Source organism: Bradyrhizobium sp. USDA 4354 (genome assembly GCF_054060315.1).
Genome location: NZ_JBSSDC010000001.1, coordinates 7275722 through 7292339 on the forward strand (window position 1 = coordinate 7275722; position 16618 = coordinate 7292339).

General features: G+C 61.8%; 18 protein-coding genes. 5 read left to right on the forward strand and 13 right to left on the reverse strand.

Annotated elements, in window-relative coordinates:
* Positions 1-73 precede the first annotated feature (73 nt).
* From ACVIIV_RS33780 to ACVIIV_RS33790, 3 genes are all read right to left on the reverse strand, one after another.
* Positions 74-1978, reverse strand: a complete 1905-nt coding sequence (locus tag ACVIIV_RS33780; RefSeq protein ID WP_456748045.1) for a sensor histidine kinase — start codon at positions 1976-1978, stop codon at positions 74-76.
* 192 nt (positions 1979-2170) lie between these two features.
* Entirely contained in the window at positions 2171-3406 is a 1236-nt protein-coding gene (locus tag ACVIIV_RS33785; protein WP_456748046.1) for an HlyD family secretion protein, read from the reverse strand.
* Complete coding sequence (locus ACVIIV_RS33790; RefSeq protein WP_456748047.1) at positions 3399-3854, reverse strand: hypothetical protein; 456 nt, start codon at positions 3852-3854, stop codon at positions 3399-3401. Before ACVIIV_RS33790 ends, ACVIIV_RS33785 begins: the two co-directional genes overlap by 8 nt.
* Positions 3855-4005: 151 nt before the next feature.
* Between ACVIIV_RS33790 and ACVIIV_RS33795 the strand changes: the two genes are divergently transcribed.
* A complete protein-coding gene (locus ACVIIV_RS33795; protein WP_456748048.1) occupies positions 4006-4461 on the forward strand; it encodes a hypothetical protein in 456 nt (151 codons plus the stop codon).
* Between the two features lie 44 nt (positions 4462-4505).
* Positions 4506-5306 carry a polyphosphate kinase 2 gene (gene ppk2 / locus ACVIIV_RS33800; protein ID WP_456748049.1) on the forward strand — a complete coding sequence of 267 codons (801 nt, stop codon included), beginning with the start codon at positions 4506-4508 and terminating at the stop codon, positions 5304-5306.
* 65 nt (positions 5307-5371) lie between these two features.
* Here the strand turns inward: ppk2 and ACVIIV_RS33805 are convergent, their stop codons facing one another.
* The 3 genes from ACVIIV_RS33805 to ACVIIV_RS33815 all read right to left on the reverse strand — a co-directional run bounded on the left by ACVIIV_RS33805 (position 5372) and on the right by ACVIIV_RS33815 (position 8100).
* Positions 5372-5797: a hypothetical protein gene (locus ACVIIV_RS33805; RefSeq protein ID WP_456748050.1), complete on the reverse strand. Its 426-nt coding sequence runs from the start codon at positions 5795-5797 to the stop codon at positions 5372-5374.
* A 252-nt stretch (positions 5798-6049) separates the two neighbouring features.
* Positions 6050-7744: a SulP family inorganic anion transporter gene (locus tag ACVIIV_RS33810; protein WP_456748051.1), complete on the reverse strand. Its 1695-nt coding sequence runs from the start codon at positions 7742-7744 to the stop codon at positions 6050-6052.
* A complete protein-coding gene (locus ACVIIV_RS33815; RefSeq protein WP_456748052.1) occupies positions 7741-8100 on the reverse strand; it encodes a hypothetical protein in 360 nt (119 codons plus the stop codon). Before ACVIIV_RS33815 ends, ACVIIV_RS33810 begins: the two co-directional genes overlap by 4 nt.
* Positions 8101-8257: 157 nt before the next feature.
* On the opposite strand from ACVIIV_RS33815, the gene ACVIIV_RS33820 reads away from it, so the two are divergent.
* Together ACVIIV_RS33820 and ACVIIV_RS33825 are read left to right on the forward strand one after the other, a co-directional pair.
* On the forward strand, positions 8258-9151 hold the full coding sequence (locus ACVIIV_RS33820) for an alpha/beta hydrolase family protein (protein ID WP_456748053.1): 894 nt from the start codon (positions 8258-8260) through the stop codon (positions 9149-9151).
* Positions 9152-9181: 30 nt separating this feature from the next.
* Positions 9182-9754, forward strand: coding sequence for an invasion associated locus B family protein (locus ACVIIV_RS33825; RefSeq protein WP_456748054.1), 573 nt, complete (start codon positions 9182-9184; stop codon positions 9752-9754).
* 127 nt (positions 9755-9881) lie between these two features.
* On the opposite strand, the gene ACVIIV_RS33830 is transcribed toward ACVIIV_RS33825, so the two are convergent.
* The 3 genes from ACVIIV_RS33830 to ACVIIV_RS33840 all read right to left on the reverse strand — a co-directional run bounded on the left by ACVIIV_RS33830 (position 9882) and on the right by ACVIIV_RS33840 (position 11422).
* The gene (locus tag ACVIIV_RS33830) at positions 9882-10151 is read right to left on the reverse strand and encodes a hypothetical protein (protein WP_456748055.1); all 270 of its coding nucleotides are present in this window, start codon (positions 10149-10151) and stop codon (positions 9882-9884) included.
* 140 nt (positions 10152-10291) lie between these two features.
* A complete protein-coding gene (locus ACVIIV_RS33835) occupies positions 10292-10666 on the reverse strand; it encodes a response regulator transcription factor (RefSeq protein WP_456748056.1) in 375 nt (124 codons plus the stop codon).
* Positions 10667-10792: 126 nt separating this feature from the next.
* Positions 10793-11422 carry a response regulator transcription factor gene (locus ACVIIV_RS33840; protein ID WP_456748057.1) on the reverse strand — a complete coding sequence of 210 codons (630 nt, stop codon included), beginning with the start codon at positions 11420-11422 and terminating at the stop codon, positions 10793-10795.
* 343 nt (positions 11423-11765) lie between these two features.
* Between ACVIIV_RS33840 and ACVIIV_RS33845 the strand changes: the two genes are divergently transcribed.
* Positions 11766-12449, forward strand: a complete 684-nt coding sequence (locus ACVIIV_RS33845; RefSeq protein ID WP_456748058.1) for a helix-turn-helix domain-containing protein — start codon at positions 11766-11768, stop codon at positions 12447-12449.
* Here the strand turns inward: ACVIIV_RS33845 and ACVIIV_RS33850 are convergent.
* Genes ACVIIV_RS33850 through ACVIIV_RS33865 form a run of 4 tightly spaced genes read right to left on the reverse strand, consistent with a single transcriptional unit; the run spans position 12430 to position 16498 of the window.
* Positions 12430-12885 (reverse strand): potassium channel family protein, encoded by a 456-nt coding sequence (locus ACVIIV_RS33850; RefSeq protein ID WP_456748059.1) that lies wholly within the window; start codon positions 12883-12885, stop codon positions 12430-12432. The two genes, ACVIIV_RS33845 and ACVIIV_RS33850, sit on opposite strands and share 20 nt — an antisense overlap.
* A gap of 16 nt (positions 12886-12901) precedes the next feature.
* A complete protein-coding gene (locus tag ACVIIV_RS33855) occupies positions 12902-13078 on the reverse strand; it encodes a hypothetical protein (RefSeq protein ID WP_456748060.1) in 177 nt (58 codons plus the stop codon).
* Between the two features lie 39 nt (positions 13079-13117).
* The gene (locus ACVIIV_RS33860) at positions 13118-13981 is read right to left on the reverse strand and encodes an alpha/beta fold hydrolase (protein WP_456748061.1); all 864 of its coding nucleotides are present in this window, start codon (positions 13979-13981) and stop codon (positions 13118-13120) included.
* A 9-nt stretch (positions 13982-13990) separates the two neighbouring features.
* Complete coding sequence (locus tag ACVIIV_RS33865; RefSeq protein ID WP_456748062.1) at positions 13991-16498, reverse strand: alpha/beta hydrolase; 2508 nt, start codon at positions 16496-16498, stop codon at positions 13991-13993.
* Between the last annotated feature and the right edge of the window lie 120 nt (positions 16499-16618).

The following is a 16618-nucleotide window of genomic DNA, read 5'->3' on the forward strand; positions in this document are numbered from 1 at the left end:
ATGAGACGGAGCGAGGGAGGTTCATTGACAAAAATCAACGAAACGAGAGTGTCGCCTGCTGCAACGCGGGATACTAGCTCGCGAGCGGGAGCCGAACGATGAACAGCGCACCGCCGAACGGCTGGTTCTCCGCGGTAATCGTACCGTGGTGCGCCTCGACGATCGTCCGAGCGATCGCCAGCCCCATCCCCATGCCTTCCGGCTTGGTGGTGAAGAACGGATCGAAGATGGTCTTGAGATCGGCAACCGCGATACCGGGTCCCGTGTCTCCAACGCGAATTTCGGCAAAATTCCCGGCGCGGGCCATGATCACGCTGACCTCGCGCTTGCCTGTCTGAACCTCCGAAATGGCATCCAATGCATTGAGGATGAGATTGAGCACGACCTGCTGCAGTTGGATGGGATCGCCCTTGACGTGCAGGTTAGGATCGGCCGGCCGATAAAAGCTCAGATCGATATCGCGTCCCGCGGCCACATCGCCGACGAAACCCGTCACCTCTCGCACCGTTTCTTTCAGCTCGATATCCCTGATCTCGAAAGGCGCCTTCTTGAGGACGCTGCGCAACCGGCGGATCACCTCACTGGCACGCTGATCGTCACGCCTGATATCGGCGAGAATCTCGCGGATTTCCTGGAGATCGGGCGATGTACCTTTCAGCATCAGTTCCGCGGTCTCCGTATTTGTCAGAATCGAACCGAGGGGCTGGTTCAGCTCATGAGCGATCGAGGCCGTCAGCTCGCCGACCGCCGAATAGCGGTTGACGTGAGCGAGCTCAGCCAAGCGCTGTCGGGACTCGACCTCGGCAAGGCGTCGGCCCCGGCGCTCATGAAGCAAACCGCTGATGAGCCCCGCCTGGATGAGGATCACCGCCGCGATAAGCGCCAGCTGCCAGCGGTACTTTTCCCAGATGCTCGGATCACGAAACAGCACCTCGCTGCCCTGCGGCAGGTTGCTCTCGCTGATTCCCCACCGCTCCAATTCGCGCCAGTCGTATTTGGGCGCCGCGTATGCGATCGGTTCGATATTGACATTTGCCGGCTTTTCGCCGCCAAGGATTCGTAGCGCCGCATCGGCGGTCTTACGGCCGAGTTCGGGAATGGAATGCATGGGGCCGCCGACGATATCGCGCCCGAAGAAGGACTCCTCAAAGCAGAAGATGGGGGCGTTCGCGACGGCACGAAGGCGGTGCAGCGCGCTCTCCCCGTCATGAACGACGCCGGCCGCGTCGACGGACATCAATCCCCAAAACAATGCTGTGTCGGGCGGAAGTGCAGAGGCCCTCTTCAGGATCTCGTCGAATGGCAGATCACCGTACCAGACGAAGGAAACACGATCCTGGAGCGGTTTGACATCCTTCTTCACTTCCTCAAGCCAAAACTTCTCCAACCTGGACGCACCGATAACGAGGGCGATCGTCCGTGTGTCCGGCAGCACCTGAAGAACGTTGCGGAATGCCATGACAAAGTCGTGGCGTGTTGAAACAACGGTGTCCTTCTCGGTCAGGCTCGCTCGGTCGATCAGCCGCTCTTCGACGGTTGTGAGGACCATCGGTGCATTTGGGAAGAGCTCTTCGCGATGGCCCTGCACGAAGCTGGCTGCTGGACCTCCGATGCTCATCACGACGTCGGGCGGGCTGCTCTGGTAGAGCGACCGAAGATATTCGACGAACGGGCGCTCGGGGCTTGGGGATGTGAATCGCGCGGAGAAGAGCGTATGCTCCTGAATCTCGAGCGGCCAGGGAGAGCGTTGCTCAAGATGGGCCTTGATGCTCCGGGCATACTCGCTCCAGGGCAGGAAGTCCCGCCCGAAGGAGTGCAGCAACAGCACGCGCCTGGGTTCGGGGCGATTGACGTTGCGCTGCTCGGCGGCGGCAGCCGACTCGATGCAGACGTTCAGGCAAAAGGCCCATCCGAGACACAACAGCGCAAGGGCGACAATCCGCGGTTTGACCGACGCAATGGAATTGCGCCCGCTCATGTTCTTCTCCGGCCGCCTCGTCAGGACGGTGCCATCACAGCACATTTGAGCGCGCCTGCACCAGCCCCCAATAGCACCAAGCTCCGGTTAAGCGGCCTATTGCGGACGGCAGCGGTGCTACCTGTCTCGCTGTCCTCCAGCGGCATTCCGCGCGCGACAGCCGACTGTCCGCCTCCCTCCTTTCATTCCGCATCAGTGACCGCCGCTGAAGATCAGCGTCTTGAACGGCAGCAGCAGCGCCTGGATGCGGAGCAAGAGCGCATGCACGAATCCGATCGCGTCGATGGCATGGAGGACGATGCGCCGGCCGGTCGACGTCTTGGGATCGACGATCTGCTCGTGGTTGCTGGTGTAGGCGTTCACGATGCAGGTGCTGCCGGCCGTCACGCCATCGAGGCCGCCTTTGTAGAGCGGCTCGAGAAACACCAGGATCGTTCCGGGCTTGGCGAGGTTTTGCACCTCGATGAGCTGTTCGCCGGTGCGAAACTGGCCGGCCGCGATGTAATCCTGCACGGCGGTCACGACCAGGGGAACGACAACCCACGGCCTTGACACGCAGGTCGCCTCGGCCACCATGCCTTCCTTCATCACGCCTGCCTCGATCTGGCCGAAGCCAGCCTGCAGCCGCGACCGACCCGCGCCTTCCGGAATCAAAATTCCGGCCGGTCGCATCAGCTGGTTGACGACATCGCCGACACGAACGAGAAATTGCTCGACGCGTCCATCGACCCCCGCACGGACGAAGGTCTTGTCGAGATCGACCTGCGCCTCGGCCAACGAGGCCTCCGCGCTCGCTTTTTGCGCCGGCAGCAGTGTCGACACCTGCAGGGTCGCAGATTCCTTCGCCGCGGTCGCGGCGTCAATGCCGGCCTGACGCTGGTCGACGACGACCTGAAGCTTCTCGATATCACGCTGCGGCACGATGCCGGGATTGCGACGTTGCAGTTCGGTCTTGACCTCGAGCTCGTCCTTGGCCTGCTGATAGCTGGCCCTGGCCTCCTGGATCTGCGCCTCCGCCTTGACGACGTCGGCCCTTGCCGAGGCCATGGAAGCGTCGACCTCGGCAACCTTGCGCCTTGCCGTTTCGAGCGCGGCCGTCTGCTTCGAATTGTCCAGCCTGAAGAGGACGTCGCCCTTCTTCACGGCCTGGCTGTAGCCGACATTGACCTCGGCGACGCGGCCCGATCCCTCGGGCAGGATCGGGACGGTGCGGAACAGCAATGCCGCGTTTGAGGTCGCCGGATGAAAGAAGAAGACGCTGGTGATCAGCGCCACGGTCAGCATCAGGCAGCCGGTGATGCCCCAGCGAAGCTCGTACCAGACGGAGAAAAGCGTGATCTCCTTGCCGAACCGCTTGCCCTGGACGAAGCGCCGATAGAGGTAGTCCGGAAGAATGGTCAGGAGCGAGCAGATGATGAGCTCAAGCATGGCTGCGCACCTTTTGGTCGGTGTCCACATCCTGATCGCTCCGACTGATCGCTGCCGTGGCCGCCACCTTGGGTTGTGATATCTCGTCCGCACTGTCCGGCGATGCGCCGTCTGCGATCCTCTCCACCGAGCCGGCGATGCTGCGTAGCGGCGTTCCGAAATCCGGCAGCTCGATCAGCGCAAGAATCAAGGCCGCGATCCAGTACAGATGCTCGTGTGTGAACAGGGCGAGAAGTCCCAGCACGGCCACGATCTCGAACTGCAGTTTCTGGGTCTTGTGCGCCATGCGCTCGGGCAAGCTGTGCAAATGCCAGTACAAAAGCCCCACCGCGAAAACGGCCGCGATCAGGATGATGCCCGTCACGATCATCAGCCCGTCTGTTTCACTAGGCGAGGTGATGTAGAATGGCAGATGGTGTGGTGCTTTCGGGTGAAGCTGCTCGCTCAACGTGCTCTCCTGGTCGGGACCCGGCTGCCGCGGCCCTAACCGCAGTTTGGCGACGGCAGGGTCTGCGTTGCTTGATTTGAATCAACGGAATGGCGCCCGTCCGACCTAGCCTTGCTCGAGCACTGAAACAGAGCAGCAGGAGACATCGGCAATGTCCGCCAATCTCGACACCCTTATCCCCAATGCCACGCAAATCCGCAAGGAAGCGGCCCTGAAGGAGGCCGAAAAGGCGGAGGAATACGCCCGCCTGGCTGCCGCGGCAGAGGCCGAAAAGCACGCCTTGATCGAGCGGCTGAGCAAACCGTCGGGCAAGACCGAGGAAGAGAAGATCCAGCTTGCCGCAACCATCATCCAGCGTGCGGTGCGCAACGGGCTGACCGAGGTGCAGGTCTATCGCTTTCCCAACACGCTGTGCACCGACAAGGGGCGCGCCATCAACCAGCAGGAAGCGGGCTGGGAGAAGACGCTGACCGGCATCCCGAAGGAGATCTTCCAGCTCTGGACCGATTATCTGAAGCCGCGTGGCTATCGCATCAGCTACCAGATCATTGATTTCCCGGGTGGCATGCCCGGCGACATCGGCGTCATGATTTCCTGGGGCGACTGATTCTCGCCCTCCTGGATCCGATCGGACAATGCGAAAGGCAGAGCATGGCAAAGGGCGAGGTCGGGGCACGGATGAAGCGCAAGACCTATGAAAAGGAGCTGGAAAAGCTCCAGGTCCAGCTCTGCCATCTCCAGGATTGGGTGAAAGAAAAGAAGCTGCGCGTCGTGGTGTTCTTCGAGGGCCGCGACGCCGCGGGCAAGGGTGGCACGATCAAGGCGATCACCGAGAAGGTCAGCCCGCGCGTGTTCCGGGTGGTCGCCCTTCCCGCTCCGTCCGACCGAGAGAAATCGCAGCTCTTCATCCAGCGTTACATGCAGCACTTCCCCGCGGGCGGCGAGGTCGTGATCTTCGACCGGAGCTGGTACAATCGGGCCGGGGTGGAATATGTCATGGGCTTCTGCTCATCCGAGGACCACAAGCGGTTCCTCACGCTGTGCCCGCAGATGGAGAAGCATCTCGTCGAGAGCGGGATCATCCTGATCAAGATCTGGCTCGAGGTCGGGATGGAGGAGCAGGAGCGGCGGTTTCGGGCCAGGATCGACGATCCCTTGCGGCAGTGGAAACTGAGCCCGATGGACACCGAGTCCTACCGGCGCTGGTACGATTATTCCAAGGCCCGGGACCTGATGTTCGAGGCAACGAGCTCCAAGCATGCGCCCTGGACCGTCGTCCGGTCCGACGACAAGCGGCGGGCGCGGCTCAACTGCATCGCGCATCTGCTGGATTCGATCCCGTACAAGCGGATCAAGAAGGACAAGGTCAAGCTGCCACCTCGGTCCGACAAGGGGCGTTACAACGATCAAGCGAGCCTGCGTGGAATGAGGGTCGTGGAGGAGCGCTACTGAAAGAATCCCGATGGAACAGAGAACAGGCCGCGCGGTGCGCGGCCTGTTTCATCTTCGCTTATGACCTATTTCAGCCGGATCGTGACTCCGCCGACGGCCGCCGACACTTCGGCACCCACCCTCGGCCCGCTGAGCTGGAGGATCACTCCATTCGCGTTTTGCAGTTGAACCGCTCCAGCCCCGGCCGCAACGGCGCCGCCGGCCCCGCCTACCGCGTAGGAGCCTTCGATTGACGCAGGCCCCCGCAAGTTCAAGGCACGCCCCACGAACTTGGTGGTCGAGGCCCCCACGGTCAAACCGACGCTCATGCCGGATACGGTGAACGGATAATTCTTGCCGCGCAGGTGCAGCAAGCCCTCGCCGCCTCCCACACCAACGATGAAGCCGCCCTTGGTGAAGACCACGGCGACAGTGCCGGTTTCGGCTCGCAACGGCGCGCTGAAACCGGCGACACCGAGAACAAGAGCAGCAACAGCAACTAGTTTCTTCATGACTTTCCTCTGAGTTTGGCTCACCTATCGAGATCGCGCCAGTCATCTACCCGCGCTCCGGGCCCGGAAAAGAATCGATCGATACGCATCTCTGCGGAGCTGCCATCCTTGGACATGTCTGTCTGCCGATCCCAGGGCAATTGTGATGCGGGATCGTGGCCGCACGGCCCTGCGCTCCATTGATCCAAGTCAACGGACTGAATGATCTCGAACGGCTTTACAGGGAGCGCTCGTTTCGCAACGCAACAGCCGTTAGGCCTTCGCGTCGCTGCCGCCGAGAACGCTGTCGAGCGTCCGCAGCCACTGTGCGCTGTCGGTCCTTTCGGCCAACCCTTCCGCCCGCAGGAGATCGCGGAGCTGCGCGTGCGCACCGACGATGCAGAGTGCGATGTGACGAGAGGTCAGCTCGTCACAGAGATCGTGGAGCATCCGCGCGCCGGCGAGATCGATATAGGGCGATGCCGATAGATCGCAGACGACCAGCCTGATATCGGCTGACTTTCGCAGCGCGCTCAGCACGGCCGTCAGGATCGTCTCGGCATTGATGTAGAGCAGCGAAGCCTCGGGGCGGAAGGCGACCACGCCGACCAGGGGCTCCACGCCTTCATGTCTGGCGCTGTCGGAATAGCGGCCGGTTCCGGGTAGCCGCCCGAGAAAAGCGATGTTCGGCTGCGACGCCCGCACCAGCAGCAGGAAGATCGACGCGATCGCAGCGAGCAGCACACCTTGAAGGATTCCCAGGAGCAGCACCGAAACGAGGGCGATGGCCGCCGCGTAGAAGTCGATCCGGCTGACCTTCCACATGCGCACCAGCGCAGGAATGTCCACCAGCCTGTACACCGCGGCAAAGACGATAGCGGCCAGCACCGCCTTTGGTAGGTTGGTCAGCAGGCCAGTGAAGAACAACAGGCATATCGCCAAGGTGACGGAGCAGATCACCAGTGCCAGGGGTGTCCGTGCCCCGGCATTGTCGTTCACGGCCGATTGGGACAGCCCGCCGGCGACGGGATAGCCATGGCCGAAGGCCGCCGCGAGGTTGGCGGCGCCCAGGCCGAGGAACTCCTGTCGAACGTCCAGTGCATATCCGTGCTTTGCGGCGAAGCTGCGCGCTGCGGACACGCCTTCGATGTAGGCCAACAGAAGACAGCCGGCAGCAATGGGAAACAGCTCTTCGGGCTCAACCAGCCCGAAGGTCGGAACGGCAAGGGTCGGCAAGCCCTCGGGGATCTTGCCGGTGACGGGCACCCCCATGGCCGGCAGCCCAATCAATGTGGCGGCCAGGATCGAGAGCCCCACGATGGTGATGCCGACCGGCCGGCCCGGCAACTGCCGCTCGCCGAGCAGCAAAAGCAGCAGCGCAACGGCACCGACCGTCAACACCAGCAGATTTGTATCGCCAAGCTGGCCAGCGATGTGGATGGCCCGATCGAAGAAATTGCGGCCGCCGCCGGGAATGCCGAGCAGGCTCGGCAACTGGCTCACGATGATGGTGAGCCCGGCGCCCGCCTTGAAGCCGACCAGGATGCTGTCGCTAACCAGGCGAACGAGAGTGGAGAGCTTGAACAGCCAGGCGATGAGACAAAGCAGCGCCACTGCACAGGCGACGAGACTTGCAATCTGCGCATAGCGAACCGGATCACCCGCTGCGAGCGAGCCGACCGTGCCTGCAATCATCAGCGAGATGGCCGAGGTTGGTCCGATGGCGAGCTGGCGCGAGGATCCGAGCAGCGCGTAACCGATCCCGCCGAGAATATAGCCATAAACGCCGATCTGCGGCGGCAGGCCCGCAAGGGCGGCATAGGCGAGCGACACTGGAATTGCGTACGCAGCCAGTGTCACGCCTGCCACGGCGTCAGAGGGCAGCCATGCCATCCGATATCCCGACAGCCAGCCGAAAGGCGGAAAGAACCGCGTCCAGCCGACCCGCTGTTCGGAGGATGGCCTCATGACCGCACCTCGGAGCGCACGACTTCGCACCGCAGCAGCACGATCAGCAACCCGACCACAGGAAGCCCCAATGCGAGGTCCGGGACGGCCTTGGTCGCCAGAGCACCGAGGGCCGCGCCAAGGCCGAAGGCGCAGCACACGGCCGTAAAGATGCCGGAGCGCCGCAACGTCCCAGCCGCAGCGCCGCCGGAAGCCACCGCGAAGATGCCCTCGATCGCCTGGCGCATGTTACCAGTGCCGTGGATGATCCAGGTATAGGCATCGAGACAGCCGCCCGCGAAGGCCAGCAGCAGTGCGACGGTGATCGTCTCGTCGCGGCGCAGTAATGGCGCGGCGGCAATACCTAATGAGCTCATAACCAATACGTCGTGTGTCGCCGATGCGGCAGTCGCCTATTGACGCCGCACGAGCGGAGGGAAGGCTTGACTTGAATCAAGCCTCCAAGTGGCTTCGAGGATTCAAATCCATTGGAGCTTGCGCTGGGGAATAGCGCCATGGATACCGGAGGACGGGATGCGGCGGTATTCCTCGATCCAGCGCCTGTTGCGGACGGTGCTGCTGTTCCCGGCCTTGTGGATCGGGATGGCGCATGCCGACGATCGAGCCGCCCCCCGACGCATTCAGGAAGAGATCTGGGCTCTGCCACTGCCGCTCCCGATGTTCGCTTATCTGGTGCGCCCCGTGGGCGACGGCCCCTTCCCACTGGTGATCATGAACCACGGTGTGTCGCTCAACCCGACCGAGCGCAGCTTCTTTCCCCTGGTCGAGTTTCGCGACGCCGCCAAATGGTTCGCCAGGCAAGGCTATCTCGTGGTGGCGCCGGTCGGCACCGGATATGGCGCTTCCGCGATCGACATCCCCGAGCGCGGAATCTACGGCCCGTTTTTCTCGAAAGTGGGCAAGTGCAGCAATCCGAATTTCCGCGATGCGGGTCTTGCCGTCGCCCAGGTTGACCTCTGGATCATGGAGTACATGGTTGCCGAGAAGCGCGTCCTGCCCGACGGCGCGATCGTGGTCGGACAATCCGCAGGAGGCTGGGCCTCGATCGCCCTGTCGAGCCTGAACCCGCCGCAGGTCAAGGCGATCATCACCTTCGCTGCAGGCCGCGGTGGCCGGGTCGACGGCAAGCCGAACAATAATTGTGCGCCCGACAAGCTGGTCGAGACGACAGGCGAATTCGGCCGCACCTCGCGGCTGCCGATGTTGTGGATCTACATCGAGAACGACACGTTCTTCGGCCCGGCATTGTCGAAGCGGATGCATCAAGCCTTCACGGCTGCCGGCGGCAAGGCCGAATATCACCTGGTGCCGCCCTTCGGCAACGAAGGACACTATTTCGTCGGTTCGCCCGATGCGATCCCAATCTGGTCGCCGCTTGTCACCAAATTCCTCGATGCGCTGAAGTGATGGCCGTGCTGGCGTCAGGAGGACCTGGATATGCATCTTTGCGATTCGAAGACCGCTCGCAGCTGGATTGCCAGGGCTTGGCTTGCGGCCCTGCTGTCGGTCGACGCCATGATGGCGCCCGTCCTTGCGGAGATCGCGCCGCGTGGGCAGCGATCCGCGAATGATATCAAGTACGGCGAATGGAAGAAGCTCTGCTTCAAGGCCGCCGGAGCCCCGCTTCTCTGCAGGACCTCGATCTCGGGGACTCATGAAACCGGACAGATGGCGGTTCGGATCGATCTGATCGAGCGAGAGAAAGGCGGCAATGCGCGCGTGCAGATCTTTGTCCCGGTCGGTATGTACCTGCGAATACCCACCAAGCTGAGGGTCGACACCAGCGCCTATCACCCCATTCCCTATAGTTGGTGCCTCAGCAATGGCTGCATTGCAGGTGACGTGGCCAGCTCCAAATTGGTCAAAGAGATGGAAGCGGGAACGACGCTGACGCTCGAAGTCGTGGATTCCAATTTGCTGTCGCTGACGACGTCCCTGCCGCTCGCCGGGTTCGGCGCAACCCGCAAGGGACCGCCGGCGCAGACGCTCGAGCAAGACATCGAGGAGTGAGCAAGCCCCCGCCCCTCTCAGGCGTCGTACTCGGCAAGCCCCTTGCGGTCGAGCAGCACGATCTGCCGCTGTGTCGCCGGGGCCAGCTTTGCGAATTGGCCCATCGCGCGCGGCTCGAGCACCGAGCTCAGCGGCGTCCGACCCGGTTGACCGGGCCACCGCGATTCATCGGTGTTCCGGGCCGCACCGCTTCGCGAGCGGCTGCACGGGCGACCGGGCGCGGCCTGAGCACGACGCCAGGTCTGGCGATGCAGCTCGGCGGATAGTCGATGTACTGGCAGTACACCACTGCGGCTGCCGGGCCACTTGTGACCGAGAGACCCAGAACGGCCAATGGCGCACTCGAAGCCAGCGCACCGAGGGTGGCCGATGTGAATAATCTGAACGACGACTTCATGCTCGTCTCTCCTTGGCGATGAAGAGGATTAACGTGAGTTCATCCGTCGCCGCACCGTTGATAAAGATCAACAGAACCTCAATTTGAGCAGCGGGAACGGCAGCCGAAGTCGGGCACGCCCAGGGAAGCAGCACGCGCCGCTAGTCCGCTCGCCCGCACACCGCCTGGACCGAGGCGATGAACAAGCGAGGATTGAAGGGCTTGTTCAGATAAGCTGCGCATCCGGACATCACTGCCGCCGACCGCCAGACTTCGCTGTCATTGCCGGTGACGAAGATGATGGGCACCGCGATACCCCTATCCGCAAGCTGACGACGCAGATCGATTCCGGAGTGGCCAGCCAGATCGATGTCCAGAACGATGCAGAGAGCCTGATCGAAATTTCGATGCTGAAGTAGCGCCCCCGCCGAATCGAACAGCGTCGCGTCGTAGCCATACTCGCGGAGAAGCCGATTCATGCTCCTCCGGAAGGACGGATCATCGTCGACAACGTAAACTGATTTGTCTTCGGGCAAGGTGCTCGGCCTTCCTCGAGACCGGCGAGAGCGTCACGCCCTACAGCCCAGTCTCGGCGCATTGCGCGCCTCGAAAACCGCGCCCGTCAATAACCTGTGATATTGTCCCTTCTTCCAGGGGCATGCCTAGTCTTTAGAGACGTTCTGATCGAGCAACCCAAGTCGCTCCGCGATCGACACGAGTTCTGCGAACGAATGGACTCGCATTTTCTCCATCACTTGGTGGCGATGCGCCTTGATCGTCCGCTCCGTCGTTCCGAGCTCGTGAGCAATTTGCTTGTTGATCTTGCCACGCACGATAAGATCGAAAACTTGCCGTTCGCGTGGCGTCAGGGACGAGACGAGCGCCCGAAATGCGTTGAGCTTGCCGCGCTGGCTTTGTGCGGCATTCTGACGCGACATGGCCCGCTCTATCGCGTCGATCAATTGCTCTGATGCGACCGGCTTCGTCAGGAAATCCTCGGCTCCCGCCTTGATCGTGCGCACGGTCGTCGCCGTATCCGCGTATCCGGTAACGAAGATGATCGGCAATGTCGAACCGATGTCGATCAACCGGCTTTGCAGATCGGGACCGCTCAGGCCCGGTATCTTCACATCGAGCACCACGCAAGCGGGCTGCTCGCCGCTCGGCAGATGCCCGAGCAATTCCTCAGCCGATGAATATGTTGCGACGTCATAACCCGCCAGTCTCAGCCGGCGCGCTATCGCCGTCCGGAACGATGGATCGTCGTCTACCACATGAACCAGGCCAGGCAATTCTACCTCTTAGCCACGAAATACCTGCCGCGCGTCTCTTGCGCTGCATGCAAGCGCAATTGATTCAAATCAGGAAGTAATTCCGTCCATATGAACGACATTGTGCTTAGCAAACCGGTTCAAATCGAGACCTCGCTTCAAGTCATGCATATTGCTCGTCGGCCTTCTCATCCCGTGCACGAACTTTTCGACCTGTCTCAAGGTACAATGTCCCCAGAGACAATGGACGAGAATATCCTCTATAGTCGTAAATCAACCCCGGCGGGAGTGGGATAGCGCGGCGCATTCCCGGAATGAAATTCTGGTCTGAGACCAATTCAGCGATTCGTCCAGGAGTTGGCCCATGTTTTTGCGCATCACAACTGATCCCACGCAGCGTCCAAACTCACTTCGTGATCTCGGAATGACCAGCGGCTCGAATCCGACGGTCAGCCTAAGCGAATTTTCCTACAAGAAAGGGATTGAGATTTACGGCGAGAAAGAGCCCGCCAATTACGTGTATCAGGTCAAGACGGGAGCGGTGCGAAGCTACAAGCTCCTGTCGGACGGACGGCGTCAAATCGGCGCATTTCATCTTGTCGGCGACATCTTCGGACTGGAGAACGGGACTTCGCACCGCTTCACGGCGGAGGCGATTGTTGACACCACCGTCCGGCTGATCCGCAGGCAAACACTGGAGCTCGTGGCCGACAGCGATCCGGTCGTCGCCAACAACCTGCTCAACATGACGACGAATAACCTTCAGCACGCCGAAGATCACATGCTGCTGCTGGGCCGTAAGACCTCGCTGGAGCGTGTTGCCGCCTTCGTGCTCGAGATGGACCAGCGCCTGACCGGGGCTGACGTCATAGCGCTGCCGATGTCGCGACGCGATATCGCCGACTATCTCGGTCTGACGCTCGAAACTGTTTCGCGCGCATTGTCGCGGCTGCATGAGCTCGGCATCATCGATTTTCTCGGCAATACGCAGCGTCAGATCGTATTGTCGGATCGCAAGAAGCTCGCCACTATCGATCTGCAGGGCTGAACCCGGAAGCGCCGATAGCGGCAAGGTGCTCAAGCGTCTTGCGCAAGACCTCAAACAGCACCGCGGTCGACCAGCCGAACAGAAGGATACCGTTCATGGCGGTCATCGGCCCGGTCAACCGCCACGCTTGATGCGGCGTGATGTCGCCGTAACCCAGCGTGGTGTAATTGACAAAGGCAAAATAGAGCAGATCGGATCCGGCGGGCGCAGCACCGAGGATCAGGTAGGCAAGCGACCAGACCAGGACCTCCAGCGTGTGTGCGAGCATGAGCACCGCTGCCGTCGCGACCATGACGGCCATCAAGTGCAGTCTCGGTCGTGCGGTGTGCTTCAGGCCCGCCGCTCGCGCAATGCTGATGGCGCCCACCGTCACGATCGCGTGGATCATGATATTGATCGCGCTGACGAGAGCGCCAGCCAGAAATTGAAGTGCCATCCGAACCGAACGGGGTTCAACTGCGCTTGCGTGGGGTCGGGTCGAGACGCAGCCTTTGCGCTCTCATCCGCTTCAGCTCCTCTTTGAGCGCTTCGGCCTTCTCGTCTCGCTGCTCCGCTCCGGTCTTCAGTGGCTCGTCGCCGCGCAGTTTTTCGAGCGCCTTCTCAACCGAGAGCTTGGTCGTGCCGGCCATGATATCGTCCTCATACAGTTGCTATCGATAGCGATGCGACTAGCGCGCCAATCCTCCGAACCAGGCGCCGAAATAGCCGGCATAGAGCGCCGGATTTTCGAGATTCATCGAATGGCCCACGCCGGGCACAATCACGAGCCGGCAGTCCGGCATTGCCGCCGCCATCGCTCGCAGATCTGCAGGCGGAATCCACCCGTCCCGCTCCCCCCAAAGCACCAGGTGCGGATGCCTGATCTCCGCCATCCGACGCTCCAGCTCCTTGCTCTCCCACTCGCGGTTCAGATTGACGGGCGTCCCGATCCAAATGCCGTCCGAGACGCCGAAGGTCTGATCGAGGATGCGCTCGAACAAAAGCCGGATGTCTCCAAGCCCCTCTCGAAACCGCGGTACAGTGTTCGGCGCAAGGCTGTCAGAAACGAACAATGAGGATGCCGCAGTCGCCATCACCGCCCGCGTCACCTCCTTGCTCGCCATCATCGCGCGGAAGACGCCGATCTGGTCGGCGTTGAAGGCCATGCCGAGTGGGGTGATGGGATCGAGCGCGAACACCCGCCCGAACCGCTCGGGCTGCATCAGCAACATCCGCGCGGCGATAATACCGCCCGTGGAATGGGTGGCGAGATGGCAGAACCGGATGTCGAGCGCATCCATCGCGGCCAGCAGGTCCTGCGCATGCTGCTGCATGGAGTAATTGGAATAGTCCGCGGCCGGCTTCGGCCGGTCGCTGTCGGCGCAGCCGCGCCAGTCGATGCCGATCACGCGCAGCCCCGAGGGAAACAAGGGTGCGGCGAGCTCGATCCAGTCCTTGCTGGCGAGATTGCCATGGACGAAGACGACCGTGGCGTCGCCTCTGCCCCACTCGCGCCAACCCAACTGGATATCGCCCGCCTGCACCCTTGGCATGGTCCGGTCCTATTTGTTCAGACCGGCCGTGGGCGCCGCGCCCGGAGGCGTCGGCGCGACCGGCAGAGCAGAGATCACGGCACCCTTGATCATGCGGTCGGTGCCGAGCGGTGACGAGGTATCGACCGTTCCCCTCGTCACGAAGTCCACGACGTCGGCCGGGAACTCCACCGGATTGTCGGTATGGATGAAGTGCCCGGTCTCCGGATAGACCTTCAGAAGCGGCCGATTGCCGGCATTCGTCATGCGCGACATGAAGGGTGTGATGGCGTCACGGCCGAGATCCGTCAATCCGTTGAAGGCGGGCGTCGGGATGAACGGCTCCTTGTCGCCGAACGAGAGGAAGATCGGCGCCTTGATCTGGGTAAGCCGCTCGTAAAGGTTCTTCGGATCATCCTGCTGCAGCTCGGCGCCGATGGTGTAGATGTCGTAGATGAAGACATTGCACCACTGTTCGAGCTCCTTCGGGTTGCCCTTGATCAAACCGACGCGCTGCTCGGTATGGAGGCGGGCATATTCGCTGTCGCTGAAGAAGTAGCCGCTCTTGGCGGCCGAGACCACGTTGGTCTCGGGATTGCGCTTCTTGAAATAGAAGAAGTCGCGGACACTCTGCTCCGAACGTTTGATCTCGGCGTCGAGGATGCCGGTCGGACCCCAGGTTGCCTTCCACTTGTCGAAGTCGTGGTCAAAAGCCTGATCGAACAGCTTCGCATTCTTGTCCTTGGCGATGGTGATGTCGCGTGGATACTCCTCGAGGCCGGAAGGCGCCTCGAGCGCGAGACCCTGCACGGCGTCCGGCCAGGTCAGGGCGTAACCCATCACGAACTGGCCGCCGAGCGAGTGGCCGAGATAGTACGCCTTCTTGACGCCGAGCTGGTTGACCACGAGGTCATAGATGACCTCTCGCATGTCCTGCATGGTACGCGCCGGGCTTTGGTCGAGATTGCCTGGTCCGGACATGCCGTAGTGCGGCAGGTCGGGGGCGATCACACGCACGCCGCTGCGCAAGGCATATTGCATGACGTTGCCGTAGTGCCCCGCGAACGCGCCCTTGCCATGGATGATGACCAGCACCTTCGGATCCTTGTCGGTGCCGGCATATTCGTCCATGTAGCCGATCTGCCAGGAGTTGCCGCTCTTGTCTTTCGCGTTGGCGTACTTGACCGGATAGGGGTAGGTCACGAAATCCTTCCAGAAGGACTTCTTCGGATCGATGTTCTCCGCCACGCCGGGCACGCGATAGTTCTTGTCATCGAATGTCTGCGCGCGATCCAGCGCTGCGACGTCGTCCATGAAGGCGACGAACTTCGGATCGTTCTTGCGCTGATTGATGATCGGGAACACACCGTAATGCGCGACCGGGCTTTCCTGCGCGATGAGGTCTGCGCCGGGAACGCGGTCGACGGCCTTCTCCGCCAGCTTGAAGTTCAGCCACAGATCGTTGGTGATGTGCATCACCAACGTGCGCGCGCGAATGCGGCCGAGATAGGGATTCACGTTGTGGGTCTCTCCGACCCGATTGCGCCAGACGAGATCGACCGCGTCGTAGAGCTTGGCACGGTTGATAACGCTCAGCCCTGCCTTCTCGTTCGGCGGATCCCAGTAGAAGATTTCGGGTTGCACCGCACTCCAGTTCTGGCTCGTGCGGAAGGCAAAATCGTAGCCCGTCATGCCGAGGATCGACCAGCCGAACGCCAGGCCCGGAACGGGATGCTTCTCCTTGGGCAGCTTGTAATAATCGCCCTTGGTCTGCTGCCACACCGGATCCGACTGGATTGCCGCCGTCATCATCTGGAAGGTCCAATTGCCGACGGGATCATCGCCATCCGACTGCGTGGTGCCGCCGATCGGCATCAGCCCGCCCATGAACTCCGGATGCATGACGCCCCACACATACGTCTGGGTGCCGCCCATCGAGACGCCGGTGATCAACGCGGCGCGAGCGATCTTCAGGCCGTCGCGCAGCATGCGGTAGTTGGCCTGCACCATGTCGTAGTAGCTGTATTGGGGAAATTTGGCCCCGAGCCCGTCGGACGGCTTGCTCGCGCCCCAGGTGCCGAGCGGGTCCACCATGACGACGTAATAGCGATCGGTGTCGATGGGCCTGCCCGGACCGATGATGGGCACGCCGCCGGACAAGGCCGCGCCCTTGACCCACTGCTCGTACATGTCGGTGGAGTCGCCGGAGTAGTAGGAATTGACGATCACCGCATTGGTGATCTCGCCGGCCGCGTTGCGGCGGGCATTGCCGATCGCGATATAGGCGGTCCGCAGCTTGCCGCCGCCCAGGGATTCCAGCGTGACGCCGCCCTCGCCGCCGTTGTCCCATTTCGAGGGATCGGAGAGGTCGTATTTGCCGCCGAGGCGGAAGTTCGCAATTTCGTAGGTCTTCTTCAACTCGTCGTGCTGCACCTGCGATGAGCGACGCGTGAATGGCTGCGCAAGCGCGAGGGAGGTGCCGATCAACAGCAACACTGCACTCACGAGAGCACGACGCATGGCCTCACTCCCTTTCATGGCGAATTCCTCCGGCAATTGTTCTGATCGGAGGCTAGGAGGGGCTGCGCGGCATCCTTTGACTTAACTCAATGGATTGCGGAAGTTCTGACCGAGGATGCTTCGGCACCAAATTACCCG